We start from the raw sequence: 11,457 nt of genomic DNA on the forward strand, positions 1-11,457 counted from the left end.
TCACCTTCCCACTCGGCTTCGCCGAGCGGGCCCCTTCCTCTCCCAGAGGGAGAGGAAATTGGCGGCTCAGGTCAGTCGCCAGACGACGCAGAGAATCGTGACAAACGCGAGCGGCGCGGCAGCAAAGAGCAGGCGGTTGCGGCTGGGCCAGGCGCCGTACGCCATATCCGCGCCGGCGATCAGCGTGGCGATCAGTACCGCGAGCATCGTCCAGAGGTGATAGCGCAATTCGCACGCCACGCTCGCGGGCAGATAGCCTAGCCCGTAGAGCAAGCCGGACAGCGCCATCGGGATGACCAGTCGCCGCGATGGCAAGCCGGGCGCGACGACAAGCAGGCCGACCGCCAACGCCATCCACCAGACCGGCCACCCCAAAGGCGTATGCGCCGACCAGCGCGCGCCGCGGTCGAACCAGGTCAGCAGCGGGTTGGGCGTGAGCCGGAAACCCCAATCGTTGGGCGGGATCTGGCCCATGACCGGGCGTTCGACCTCGTCATGGACGAGGAAGCGGATGTTGATGTTGAAATGCGTCAGGCGATGCTCGGCATAAGCAACCGGATGCGTCAGCACGGCGCCGAGCCAGTGACGGTACGGGCTCTCTCCGCTCTGCTTGAACACATCGTCCATCGCGTCGAACCCGAGCGGACATGGATCGGCCACCCACCAGCTGTAGGAATCCCAGCGCTCGGGTTTGTAGCAATGGCGATTGACCGCGACCGGATCGTCGACATCGTCGTCCGCGGGAAAGGCGTCGACCCCGCTGAACCGGGTGATGCCGCCGAGATCGAAGATGACCAGCGATAGCCCCACGCCGCTGGGCTTGGCGCCGACCGCGCGATTGGCGAGCGGGAGCGCGGCGGCGATCACCGCAGCGCAGATCAATAGCGCGGCACCGAACCGCACCCGCGTCGCACGCCACGGCGCGGGCAGCAGCGCGATCGCCAGCGGCAGACAGGCGGGCAGGGCGTTGAAACGCAGCGTCGCCGCGCAGACGATCAGCGCTAGCGCGATCACGCGGGCGACCGGTCGGCCGCGCGTCGGGATCGCGACCAGGATCGCGCTCGCCGCGAGCAATAGCGCGGCCATCAAACTGTCCTTGATGATCTCCGCCATCAGCACGACCGGGAGCGGCAGGAGCGAGGCGATTGCGAACGCAATGGCGAGCCGCCGCCGGCCCGCGCGCGCTGCCCAGACGACCAGCCCGGCGAACGCCGCCCAATAGAGCGCGAGCTGGATCGCCAGCATCGGCGCCGGTCCGTGGGCGATCGGCAAGAGTTGCCGCCACAGCCATTCCATCGCTGGCGGGTGCCAGTCGTCGAAATCGCCGCTCAGTGCCTGGCCATATTGGCGGATCGAGTCCCAGGTCATCAGCCCGGGCGCATAGGCATAGACCTGGCCGGCGCAGACCAGCGCCATCGCCAACAGCAGGACGGCTGCCAGCCGCCGATCGCTCAACCACCGATGCATAAACTGCCGTTAGCCGACCGATCAGCGCCGCGCGAAGATAATCCCGTTGCCGTCGGGATCGTCGGCGCAGAATTCGCGGGCGCCCCAGCTCTGGTCGGTCGGGCCTAGATGGATCGGCGAGTCGAGACGATGCCGCTGGTCGAGGCCGCGGGCAACGAAGCTGGCGTGGAGCGCGTCGACGTCATCGACCAGCACGATCACTTTCTGCCCGACCACGCCGTCACCGGCATGGCTCGACAGATCGAGTTCGGCGCCATCGCGCATCAGCACCGTGAAGCTGGGATCGGCCATGGTCGGCCAACTCCCGACGTGATCGAAGTCGAGCACGCGCGTGTAGAACTCGACCGCCCGCGCCATGTCGGTCACGCGAACGGTCGGGACGATCATCGCCGCGTTCTAGTTGCGGAAGCCGGGGTCGATGCGGTCGAGTTTCCTCAGCAACGCCGGCCAGGCGAGCCGCTCGGCCGCCATCGCCATGCCCGCCGGCGGGGTCTGGCCCTTGACCTTGTCCTCGGTGCCCTGGGGCGGATTGTAGAGATGGTCGTAGCCCGCCGACAGCATCATCACCTGCGCCTGGCACGCACGCTCGAGGAAATAGAGCCGCAGGAAGCAATCGCCGACGGTCTTGCCGACGGCGAGCGTGCCGTGGTTGCGCAGGATCATCGCATGCTTGTCGCCCAGATCCTGGACCAGCCGCTCGCGCTCGTCGAGGTCCGTCGCGATGCCTTCATAATCGTGGTACGCGACATTGTGCTTGGCGATCATCGCCGTCTGGGTGTGCGGCAACAGGCCGAATTCCATCGCCGACACCGCCTGGCCGTGCGGAGTATGGAGATGCATCACCGCCGCCGCATCCTCGCGCGCCATGTGGATCGCGGAATGGATGGTGAAGCCCGCCGGATTGACCGGATGCTCGGACTTGCCGACCGGATTGCCCTCGACATCGATCTTGACCAGGCTCGACGCCGTGATCTCCTCGAACATCATGTCATAGGGGTTGATCAGGAAATGGTGTTCCGGGCCCGGCACGCGTGCCGAGAGGTGGGTGAAGATGAGGTCGTCCCAGCCGTACAGCGCGACCAGCCGGTATGCGGCGGCGAGGTCGACCCGCGCTTCCCATTCGCCCGGGGCCATGCCGGTATTCTCGACTTGTGCCAGTGTCGCCATGTCAGCCTCTCCGATTCCGTTCGGCCGAACCTAACCCGGCGAGCGCAATCGAACAATGGGTATGGTGTAGGCCGGGGTTGGTGGTCGAATAATGCGCGGCCCCCTCGAATCTGTAACATTCCCTCGGCAAGCAGCCGGCGACAGCGGGAGAAGCGACATGGCGGGACGGTGGGTGGTCGGAGCGGCGGCGCTGCTCGGCTTGGGGCTGGCCCTTGGCGCGCCGGCGCCCGCGCGGCCGCCGGCGGAGACGCTGAGCGTCGACCGCGTCGTGGTGATGATGCGCCATGGCATCCGCCCGCCGACCAAGAACCCAGCCATGCCCGCGCGATACGCCGCCGATGCCTGGCCCGGCTGGTCGGTCAATCCGGGCTGGCTGACCCAGCACGGCGCGCAGGCCGTCGCGGCGATCGGCGCCGCCGACCGCGCCTTCTACACCCGCGCCGGCCTATTCGCGCGCGGCTGCCCCGATGCCGCGATGATCGCCGACAGCGACCAGCGGACGATTGCTACCGCCCAGGCCTATGCCGGCACGCTGGCGCCGGGCTGCACCTTGGTGATCGATCATCAGCCTCAAGGCGCCGACGATGCGCGGTTTTCGGCGATCGAGCAGGGCCTGGGCACGGTCGACGCGCCTGCGGCCAACGCGGCCATGGCCAAGGCGATCGGGCCGGGCGGGATCGCCGGCGTCGAGGCGCGGATGCGGCCGCTGCTCAACCGGCTCGATGCGATCTTGTGCGCCAAGAAGCCGGTTTGCGGAGTCGGGGTGGAGAAAAGCGCGATCGCGCCCGCCGCACCGAACCGGCGCCCCGATTTGACCGGAGCGCTCGATCGCGCCTCGACGGCGGCGCAGATCCTGTTGCTCGAATATGCCGACGGCAAGCCGATGCGCGAGGTCGGCTGGGGCCGCGCGACGGCAGCCGACATCACGGCTCTGTCCGAATTCCACGCGCTCGAATTCGCCATCCTGGCGCGACCCAGGCCGATCGCCGCCGCCAACTTGGCCGGGCTGACCCCGCCGATCCTGCGCGCAATGGCAGGCGAAGGTCCGAAGCTGCTGATGATTTCCGGCCACGACACCAATGTCGCCAATCTCGGCGGGATGCTGGGCCTGCACTGGCGGGTGCCGGGTTTCGCCGCCGACGATCCCGCGCCGGGCGGAGCGATCATCCTGGAGCGGCTGAAGGACGCTGGCGGTAACGCCTATGTCCGTGCCTATTACCGGGCCCAGACGCTCGATCAGCTACGCGCCGGCGCCGCGCCGGGCTATCGCCAAATGCTGCCGGTCGCCGGATGCAGCGCGCGGGGCGTTAGCGGGCTGTGCACGCTCGCACAGTTCCGGAAGGCGATGTCGGAGAAATAGGGGAGTTAGTGGGGAGCTTCTGTTGCCCGGTGCTCCCCGTACCGCTGGAATCCGCTTCTGTTGCCCGGTGCGGTCCAACCGCGCATTTTAGAATAACCTTAAGCCGTTAGGCCTTGGGGTTACGCCGCAATAGCGAGTGCTTCGTTATCGTTGGCACTTGTGTAATGAGCCGTCACAGTGGCCCGTTCTGAGCGAACGTCGGCGCTTTTCAACACACGTCGATCCTGGTTCGGCCCCGTCAGAAACGGTGTCCAGATACACCACCATTTCTGGTGGAGCCGCCGGGTACTGCCCCCGGGTCCGCTGCGTCTATTGCACGCCATCATTTATCGCCATAGCCGGTTGCCCGGCCCGACCAATATAGGCACTGTGCGCTTAAAGGAAAGTGGTGCCGTCGATCCGCTCGTGCGGATGCTGAACGCCGACGAACGCCCACCACCGCCAAAACCACCAAAAAACGTGCATTTTCGCCAGTTTTGCGAGGGTTTCGCCTTTCGGTCGCCACATTATCAGGTAATAAGGTTACCCATTATGTTGACGCAGCGTTCCCGTTACGCGCTTCGCGCGATGCTTTATCTGGCCGAGGCGCCCGCGGGCGGACCCCCGATCCCGATGAACCGGATCGCCGAACATGCCAATGTTCCGCGCAAATTCCTCGAATTGATCCTGGCCGATCTGCGCGAGGCAGGATTCCTCCACAGCCATCGCGGCAAGACCGGCGGCTACTGCCTGTCGCGCCCGACCCATCTGATCTCGCTGGGGGAGATCATCCGCGTGATCGAGGGGCCGCTCGCGCTGGTCCCGTGCGTCAGCCGCACCGCCTATCGCCGCTGCGCCGATTGCAAGGACGAATCCGCCTGCGCGATCCGTCACGCCATGGCGCGCGTCCGCGACGAGACCGCGCGTATCCTCGACGGCACCAGCCTGGCCGATGCCGTCAGCGAAGATCTCGCGGCGGCTTGAACGGGCGAGTTCCCCTCCCGCCTGCGGGAGGGGAGTCTAACGGGCTGAACCTTACGCCCCTTTGCGCGCGCGCAACTCGTCGCGGATCTCGCGCAGCAGTACGACATCGGCGGGATCCGCCGGCGCGGCTTCCTCGGGCTTGGGCGCGACGCGGTTCACCGCGCGGACCAGCAGGAAGATGATGAAGGCGACGATCAGGAAATTGACCGCCGCAGTGATGAACTCGCCATAGCCGAACAAGGCGACGCCGGCCTTTTTGAGCGCGGCGTAATCGGTCGATCCGGCCAGCGCCGGCGGCACCTTTTCGGGCGATAGGATGACGAAATGGCTCGAGAAATCGAGCCCGCCAAATACCTTGCCGATCAGCGGCATGATGAGGTCGTCGGTCAGCGAGGTGACGATCTTGCCGAATGCCGCGCCGATGATCACCGCGACCGCCAGATCGAGCACATTGCCGCGGGCAATGAACGCCTTGAATTCCTTGAACATGATCAAGCCCCTTTCGCTGTCTCAGCCCGGCACAGCCTAAGGCCGGTTCGCATGGATGCAAGCGGCAGCCGTTGCGCCCGCGCAACCGAATCCGCTTCACGATGGCCCGGGGCGTCACTACATTGCGCCACGCAAGGGGCATTGGAGGATATCTCGATGAAGTTTCGTGCGATGATCGTGCTGGCCGCCATGGCAATGCTGTCGGCTTGCGGGATCAACTCCGTCCCCACCGCCGAGGAAAATGCCAAGGCGCGCTGGGCCGACGTCCAGGCGGCCTATCAACGCCGCGCCGATACCATTCCCAACGTCGTCGCGACGGTGAAGGGCAGCGCCGCGTCCGAAGGCAAGATTCTGACCGATGTGATCAACGCCCGCGCCAATGCGACGCGGGTCCAGGTCAACGCCACCGACCTGACCGACCCGGCCAAGATCGCGAGCTTCCAGGCGGCGCAGAACCAATTGGGCTCCTCGCTCGGCCGGTTGCTGGCCACGGTCGAGGCCTATCCCGATCTCAAGAGCCAGGAGAATTTCCGCTCGCTGATCACCGAGATCGAAGGCAGCAACAACCGCATCACGATCGCGATCCGCGATTATAACACCGCGGTCCAGGCGTATAACACGCGCATCCGCACCTTCCCCGACGCAGTCGGCGCCAAGATCTTCTACGGCGCCAAGCCGATGGTCCCGTTCCAGGCGCAGCCCGGCGCCGAGACCAACCCGACGGTCGATTTCGGCAACACGAACTGACCGGCGTGACCATCGTCCATCCGCTGCCGGGAGAGTCCGGATGAGGATATTTCGCGCGCTGCTGTTGATGCTGGCGCTGCTGATCGTGCCCCAGCTCGCCTCGGCCCAAACCTTTCCGCCGCTGTCGGGGCGGGTGGTGGACGCCGCCAACCTGCTCAGCCCCGCCCAGAAGCAGCAGCTCGAGGCGCTGTCGACCGATGTCGGTAATGTCGCGCAGCGGCAGTTCGTGGTGGCGACGATCCCCGATCTGCAGGGCTATCCGATCGAGGATTACGGCTACAAGCTCGGCCGCGCCTGGGGGATCGGACAGAAGGATGCCAATAACGGCATCATCCTGATCGTCGCACCCAATGAGCGGAAAGTGCGGATCGAGGTCGGGTACGGCCTCGAGCCGATCATGACCGACGCTTTGTCGCAATCGATTATCGACCAGCAAATCCTGCCCAAGTTCCGCGCCGGCGACATGGCGGGCGGTATAATCGCGGGCGCGCAGGCGATCGCCGAGCAGATGAAAGCGCCGCCCGAAGCCGCCGAGGCGCGCGTCAAAGCGGCAGCCGCGACACCGCAGGCGGTGCGGTCGTCGGGCTCGTCGTCGGACGGCTTCATCGCGATCTTCTGGATCGTCATCGTCCTGTTCTTCGTGCTGCCGATCATCTTTCGCGGTGCGCGCGGCCGGAAATATCGCGGCGGACGCGGGCCGGTGGTGCTGTGGGGGCCGGGCCTGGGCGGCGGCTGGGGTAGCGGCGGATCGTCGTCGAGCGGCTGGAGCAGCGGCGGCAGCGATTGGGGCGGCGGTGGCGGCGGCTTTTCGGGCGGCGGCGGATCGTTCGGCGGCGGCGGCGCGTCGGGGAGCTGGTGATGCGCGGACCGATCCTGACTCCGGCTGAACGCGAGCAGGTGACCCAGGCGGTCACCGCCGCCGAGGCCGGCACCGACGCCGAGATCGTCACCATCGTGGCGCCGCGATCGGACCCCTATCACGATATCGGCCTCAACCTCGGCATCGTCGCGATGCTGCTGGTGGCGGGGATCGCCGCGCTCAATCCGACCGCGATCGAGGACAAGATCGCCTGGTTCCAGAATGGCTGGCAGGGCGGGGTCAATCTGGGTCGGTCATTCTTCGCGCTGATGGCGGTCGAGGCGATCGTGCTCCTATTGGTGCGCGGCGCGCTCTATTGGTCGCCACTGCGGCTGGCGCTGACGCCCAAGGCGGTGCGGTCGCGTCGCGTTCGGCGTCGGGCGATCCAGTATTTCAAGGTCGGCGCCGAACGCCGCACCGCCGCGCGGATAGGCGTGCTGCTCTACCTCTCGCTCGACGAGCGGCTGGCCGAGATCGTCGCCGACGAAGCGATCCATGCCAAGGTCCCGCCCGAACGCTGGGGCGCGGCGATGGCCGCACTGATCGACCGGGTGCGCGCGGGGCATCCCGGTGACGGCATGGCCGCCGCGGTGGCCGCGATCGGCGCCATCGTCGCCGAGCATTTCCCCAAGACGGAAAGCGATGCGAACGAACTCCCCGACCGGCTGATCGAACTGTGAGCGTCACCGACGCCGACGCGGTCGAGGAGACCGTCTGGAAGGGCCGTTTTCTCGAAATGAAGAAACGCGGCCGCTGGGAATATGTCGGGCGCGTCGGCGGCATCCAGGCCGCGGTGGTCATCGCGATAGACGCCGATGAAAATGGTAAGGGCCACGTGATACTGGTCGAGCAATATCGCGTGCCGCTGGGGCGTCCGTGCCTCGAACTGCCCGCCGGACTGGTTGGCGACGAGGACGAAGGCGAGACAGTCGAAATGTCCGCCGCGCGCGAGCTGGAGGAAGAAACCGGCTATCGCCCCGCCAAATGCATCCCGTTGGGGAGTTTCTACGCCTCACCCGGCATGGTCAGCGAGTGCTTCACCTTGGTCCGCGCCGAAGGACTGACGCGAGTGGGCGCGGGCGGCGGGACGGCGGACGAGAATATCACCGTTCACCGCGTGCCCTTGGCGACGATAGCCGACTTCATCGCCGAGCGCCGCGCCGCGGGTGTGGCGATCGACGTCAAGCTGTTGACGCTGCTCGGGCCGTCGCTGCTTTCCGATTAGGTCGGAGGCACATAAAAGCTGACTGTCGGCAGGCGACCAATAATCGCCGTAACAGCTTCCCGATGCACTCGCTAAGGGCTGACCTTCCGCTTTCCTGCAGTCCCCCCTATATTAAGAAGGGCGTCGAGGAGACGGTGGTGTGCAATTTCACTGGGTAATGCTGCCACCAAGCTTGGTTGGTCTGCTCATAATTGGGCTTATCATCCGAAGGTATTTTGCTGATCAACCTCCGGCGATCTCGCGAGAGTTCAACCGGCCATATTGGGAATGGCAACGAACCAACCCAATCGGACGTCTCTGTCTCGCAGCGACTACTTGCATAGTCATCTTGATCGTCGCGTCCTTTACTATCGTGTACGTTTTGGGTTTTTTCGGAATATCGGCGCCCTGGTTCTGACGTCGAACGTTACAATGGAACATCCTGTGACGAAAGCCGCCGTTCGGCTTCCAACCAGTTTTCGCCGCTTGGCCCGCATGGGGATAGCGGTCGTCTGTATCTGGTTTCGAACAGTGCCGTATCGCGTTCTTGACGACACACCGCGGTTTACCAGGCGCCGTGCCCTGTAACGCCTTGCCGATATTCGGCGATGCGGCGAGCGGTGGCGGGGGACAGTGACGCGGGCAGCTCCTCCGGCGCGAACCAGCCGGCCTCCGCTATCTCGGCCAAATCGGTGCGGCGCAACTCGGCGCTCGCGTCGGGACCGGCATGCGCGACGAAAATGACGATATGGTCGTCCTTGCCCTCGCGCCGGCTATGATAGACGCCCAGGACACGTTCGATCCTGGCGTCGGTCACGCCCACTTCTTCCGCCATCTCGCGGAATAGAGCGGCGTCGATGCTCTCGCCCTTCTTCACCCCGCCGCCGGGCAGATACCAGTGATCCATATAGGTGTGGCGGACCAGCGCGATGCGGCCATCCCGATCGAGCAGGACGGCTCGAACCCCGACCGTCCGCGGCTTGGTGATCCGCCACACGGTCCGTGCCGCCTTGCCGACCAGCCGATGCGTCCACGCCATCCCCGGTCTCCTTCGCGCAGACGCCGGGCTGCGGCGCGCGTTTACCGATGCACCCAATCGAACAGGATCGAGCATGCATGGTGGCGCACCGATCGCGCGAATTCCACCCTTTGGTAAACGGACGCCGCAACCCGACGATCGGTACCTCTTATTCGGCCTCCGAAACGCCGCCAATCGCCGACGGGTCCATCCACATGATCTCCCAGACATAGCCGTCGAGATCCTCGACATGCCGGTTGTACATGAAGCCCAAGTCCTGCGCGGGATTGGGATCGGCGGTGCCGCCCGCCGCTGCGGCGCGAGTCACGAGCGCATCCACCTCATCCCTGCTGTCGGCCGACAGCGCGAGCAGCAAGGGGCTGGAAGCATGCGCATCGGCGATCGGACGCTTGGTGAATTCGCCATAATGCGCATGGGTGAGAAGCATGACGAAGATCGTGTCCGAGAACATGAGGGACGTCGAAGTCTCACCCGAAAACTGCGGGTTAACCGTACCGCCTAGCGCGACGTAAAAGGCCGTCGAGGCGGCCAGATCGCGCACGGGGAGGTTCACGAAAATCATTTTGGGCATGGTCTGCTCCGTTGCCTGCTCGCGGTTGAGTACTAGACTGACTAGTACTGAGTGCGAGCTAGCATTGGGTTTCAGTACTGTCTAGTACCGTGTCGAAGAGGGCCTATGAAAATGGATGGCGAGACGAGATCGGCGCGCAAGGAGCGCGACATCATCCAGGCGGCGACGGCCACCTTCATCAGCAAGGGCTATGACGGCACCAGCATGGAGGAGATTGCCACTAGGGCGGCCGTCTCCAAACAGACTATCTACAAGCACTTCACCGACAAGGAGACGTTGTTCGGAGAGGTCGTCCGCTCGACCGCGGCCGGGGCGAACGACATCGTCGAGTCGGTGACGACCTTGCTGTCCAACACCAAATTCCGGCAGGGCGGCCTTGCCGAGCTCGGCCGGCTCGTGGTGACGACATTGCTGGACGACGAGTTGGTGAAACTCCGGCGCCTGATCATCGCCAATGCCGATCGGATGCCGAGCCTCGGGCGCGACTGGTACGAGAAAGGGTTCGAGCGAATGCTCGGTACGATGGCGTCCTGCTTTCGAACCCTGTCGGCGCAAGGCCTCATGCGCGCCGGCGACCCCGATCTCGCCGCCAGTCATTTCTTTGGAATGCTTCTCTGGATTCCGATGAATGAAGCGATGTTCACGGGAAACCGGAATCCGCGCTCGATAGCCGAGCTGGAACGGCATGCCGACGCCTCGGTCGAGGCCTTTCTCGCCATTTATGGAATGAGGCCGGTAAACCCGTTGAGGTGAATCTCAACTAGGGCTGGCCGAACGATGGCGGAAAGTCGAGCACCGCGCCGGTATAGGTCTCGACCACGTAGCTGAATGGTTCGCCGTCGGCGCGGGTGAGCAGGGCCTGATGCTCGATCACCTTGTCGGGAATCGGCAGGGAAGCACCCGGATTGGCGCGCGGTAAGGGGGCGCCGCCGCTATCCCAGCCCTCAGGCAGCGGCGACCAGAGGAGCCTGGCCGAGACTGTGTGGCGCTGGAACCGAAGCGGCTGAACGACACGGCCGAACGCCGCATCGCTGGTTTCGAGCGTCCGGTTCATGTCGGGCGTGAGGCGCGATGGCACGTACCAATTGTCGGCCTCGGACAAGACGTGCACGCCGCAGCGCAGCTTCACTCGGCGATAGGCGATCGGCTGCTCGGTGCCGACATGCAATTGTTCACGGACCGCGGCGGGCGGCGGTTTGTCCTGGCCCCGAACCCGATCCGCGACGATCTTGGCACCATCGGCGAGATGGTGGCGCGTGCACCAACGGTCGAGCGTCAGCGTTGCGCTGTCATGGCCCAGCAGGTCGGCGTTCAACGTCTGGAGCTCGGCCAGCGCTTCCAGCCGGGCGACCGGCGTGTCCGCCCAGGGCGCTCGGTCGGGCGCTGCGCCGAGTGTCAGCACAGCCAACGCGCTTGTGGTGATGGCTCGCTTTAGAGCGTGATGGCGTGAGTTTGACCCGCCGTGACGGAGCGGATTTTGGCGCAGGGCGAGGAACGAGGAGTGGAGCGATGCGGAGGCATCGTGACCGACGAGTGACGCTGCCCTGCGCCGAAAGGCGCCCGCCGCTTTGCGGTTGCCCGGGCGCGCCCA

At 65.4% G+C, this 11,457-nt stretch carries 14 protein-coding genes and 1 other RNA gene; 7 read left to right on the forward strand and 8 right to left on the reverse strand.

Annotated features, from left to right (window positions below; all coding sequences use genetic code 11):
- Window positions 1-66: 66 nt before the first annotated feature.
- From SMA01S_RS23380 to SMA01S_RS23390, 3 genes are read right to left on the reverse strand one after another with little or no spacing between them, the layout of a single operon-like run.
- Window positions 67-1,467, reverse strand: coding sequence for a hypothetical protein (locus tag SMA01S_RS23380; protein WP_245649425.1), 1,401 nt, complete (start codon window positions 1,465-1,467; stop codon window positions 67-69).
- Window positions 1,468-1,488: 21 nt separating this feature from the next.
- Window positions 1,489-1,854: a glyoxalase superfamily protein gene (locus SMA01S_RS23385; RefSeq protein WP_066827806.1), complete on the reverse strand. Its 366-nt coding sequence runs from the start codon at window positions 1,852-1,854 to the stop codon at window positions 1,489-1,491.
- Between the two features lie 9 nt (window positions 1,855-1,863).
- The gene (locus tag SMA01S_RS23390; protein ID WP_066827807.1) at window positions 1,864-2,634 is read right to left on the reverse strand and encodes a class II aldolase/adducin family protein; all 771 of its coding nucleotides are present in this window, start codon (window positions 2,632-2,634) and stop codon (window positions 1,864-1,866) included.
- Between the two features lie 157 nt (window positions 2,635-2,791).
- On the opposite strand from SMA01S_RS23390, the gene SMA01S_RS23395 reads away from it, so the two are divergent.
- Complete coding sequence (locus SMA01S_RS23395) at window positions 2,792-3,994, forward strand: histidine-type phosphatase (protein ID WP_066827808.1); 1,203 nt, start codon at window positions 2,792-2,794, stop codon at window positions 3,992-3,994.
- A gap of 46 nt (window positions 3,995-4,040) precedes the next feature.
- On the opposite strand, the gene ssrA is transcribed toward SMA01S_RS23395, so the two are convergent.
- Window positions 4,041-4,383: a transfer-messenger RNA gene (ssrA, locus tag SMA01S_RS23400) on the reverse strand.
- 142 nt (window positions 4,384-4,525) lie between these two features.
- On the opposite strand from ssrA, the gene SMA01S_RS23405 reads away from it, so the two are divergent.
- Window positions 4,526-4,957 carry an RrF2 family transcriptional regulator gene (locus tag SMA01S_RS23405; RefSeq protein WP_066827809.1) on the forward strand — a complete coding sequence of 144 codons (432 nt, stop codon included), beginning with the start codon at window positions 4,526-4,528 and terminating at the stop codon, window positions 4,955-4,957.
- Between the two features lie 51 nt (window positions 4,958-5,008).
- On the opposite strand, the gene mscL is transcribed toward SMA01S_RS23405, so the two are convergent.
- A complete protein-coding gene (gene mscL, locus SMA01S_RS23410) occupies window positions 5,009-5,446 on the reverse strand; it encodes a large conductance mechanosensitive channel protein MscL (RefSeq protein WP_066827810.1) in 438 nt (145 codons plus the stop codon).
- Between the two features lie 156 nt (window positions 5,447-5,602).
- Here mscL and SMA01S_RS23415 point away from each other — a divergent pair, with 156 nt between their 5' ends.
- Genes SMA01S_RS23415 through SMA01S_RS23430 form a run of 4 tightly spaced genes read left to right on the forward strand, consistent with a single transcriptional unit; the run spans window position 5,603 to window position 8,277 of the window.
- On the forward strand, window positions 5,603-6,193 hold the full coding sequence (locus SMA01S_RS23415) for a LemA family protein (protein ID WP_066827818.1): 591 nt from the start codon (window positions 5,603-5,605) through the stop codon (window positions 6,191-6,193).
- Window positions 6,194-6,233: 40 nt separating this feature from the next.
- Window positions 6,234-7,052, forward strand: a complete 819-nt coding sequence (locus SMA01S_RS23420) for a TPM domain-containing protein (protein ID WP_084250533.1) — start codon at window positions 6,234-6,236, stop codon at window positions 7,050-7,052.
- Entirely contained in the window at window positions 7,052-7,732 is a 681-nt protein-coding gene (locus SMA01S_RS23425; RefSeq protein ID WP_066827811.1) for a TPM domain-containing protein, read from the forward strand. Before SMA01S_RS23420 ends, SMA01S_RS23425 begins: the two co-directional genes overlap by 1 nt.
- A 56-nt stretch (window positions 7,733-7,788) precedes the next feature.
- Window positions 7,789-8,277: an NUDIX hydrolase gene (locus SMA01S_RS23430; RefSeq protein WP_084250535.1), complete on the forward strand. Its 489-nt coding sequence runs from the start codon at window positions 7,789-7,791 to the stop codon at window positions 8,275-8,277.
- A 544-nt stretch (window positions 8,278-8,821) separates the two neighbouring features.
- On the opposite strand, the gene SMA01S_RS23435 is transcribed toward SMA01S_RS23430, so the two are convergent.
- Window positions 8,822-9,295: an NUDIX domain-containing protein gene (locus SMA01S_RS23435; RefSeq protein WP_066827813.1), complete on the reverse strand. Its 474-nt coding sequence runs from the start codon at window positions 9,293-9,295 to the stop codon at window positions 8,822-8,824.
- A gap of 148 nt (window positions 9,296-9,443) precedes the next feature.
- Window positions 9,444-9,866 carry a VOC family protein gene (locus SMA01S_RS23440; protein WP_066827814.1) on the reverse strand — a complete coding sequence of 141 codons (423 nt, stop codon included), beginning with the start codon at window positions 9,864-9,866 and terminating at the stop codon, window positions 9,444-9,446.
- A 105-nt stretch (window positions 9,867-9,971) separates the two neighbouring features.
- Between SMA01S_RS23440 and SMA01S_RS23445 the strand changes: the two genes are divergently transcribed.
- Window positions 9,972-10,619, forward strand: coding sequence for a TetR/AcrR family transcriptional regulator (locus SMA01S_RS23445; RefSeq protein WP_066827815.1), 648 nt, complete (start codon window positions 9,972-9,974; stop codon window positions 10,617-10,619).
- Window positions 10,620-10,626: 7 nt separating this feature from the next.
- On the opposite strand, the gene SMA01S_RS23450 is transcribed toward SMA01S_RS23445, so the two are convergent.
- On the reverse strand, window positions 10,627-11,457 hold an 831-nt coding region (locus SMA01S_RS23450), incomplete at its 5' end, for a hypothetical protein (protein ID WP_218016947.1).

The sequence above is a fragment of the Sphingomonas mali NBRC 15500 genome (assembly GCF_001598415.1).
In the GTDB taxonomy this organism is placed as follows: domain Bacteria; phylum Pseudomonadota; class Alphaproteobacteria; order Sphingomonadales; family Sphingomonadaceae; genus Sphingomonas; species Sphingomonas mali.

Excerpts from the sequence above, each read along its gene's own strand:
- SMA01S_RS23380 (WP_245649425.1), bottom strand. The coding sequence starts at position 1,467 with ATGCATCGGTGGTTGAGCGATCGGCGGCTGGCAGCCGTCCTGCTGTTG.
- SMA01S_RS23405 (WP_066827809.1), top strand. The coding sequence starts at position 4,526 with ATGTTGACGCAGCGTTCCCGTTACGCGCTTCGCGCGATGCTTTATCTG.
- SMA01S_RS23425 (WP_066827811.1), top strand. The coding sequence starts at position 7,052 with ATGCGCGGACCGATCCTGACTCCGGCTGAACGCGAGCAGGTGACCCAG.
- SMA01S_RS23385 (WP_066827806.1), bottom strand. The coding sequence starts at position 1,854 with ATGATCGTCCCGACCGTTCGCGTGACCGACATGGCGCGGGCGGTCGAG.
- SMA01S_RS23415 (WP_066827818.1), top strand. The coding sequence starts at position 5,603 with ATGAAGTTTCGTGCGATGATCGTGCTGGCCGCCATGGCAATGCTGTCG.
- SMA01S_RS23445 (WP_066827815.1), top strand. The coding sequence starts at position 9,972 with ATGAAAATGGATGGCGAGACGAGATCGGCGCGCAAGGAGCGCGACATC.
- SMA01S_RS23440 (WP_066827814.1), bottom strand. The coding sequence starts at position 9,866 with ATGCCCAAAATGATTTTCGTGAACCTCCCCGTGCGCGATCTGGCCGCC.
- SMA01S_RS23420 (WP_084250533.1), top strand. The coding sequence starts at position 6,234 with ATGAGGATATTTCGCGCGCTGCTGTTGATGCTGGCGCTGCTGATCGTG.
- SMA01S_RS23390 (WP_066827807.1), bottom strand. The coding sequence starts at position 2,634 with ATGGCGACACTGGCACAAGTCGAGAATACCGGCATGGCCCCGGGCGAA.
- mscL (WP_066827810.1), bottom strand. The coding sequence starts at position 5,446 with ATGTTCAAGGAATTCAAGGCGTTCATTGCCCGCGGCAATGTGCTCGAT.
- SMA01S_RS23435 (WP_066827813.1), bottom strand. The coding sequence starts at position 9,295 with ATGGCGTGGACGCATCGGCTGGTCGGCAAGGCGGCACGGACCGTGTGG.
- SMA01S_RS23395 (WP_066827808.1), top strand. The coding sequence starts at position 2,792 with ATGGCGGGACGGTGGGTGGTCGGAGCGGCGGCGCTGCTCGGCTTGGGG.
- SMA01S_RS23430 (WP_084250535.1), top strand. The coding sequence starts at position 7,789 with ATGAAGAAACGCGGCCGCTGGGAATATGTCGGGCGCGTCGGCGGCATC.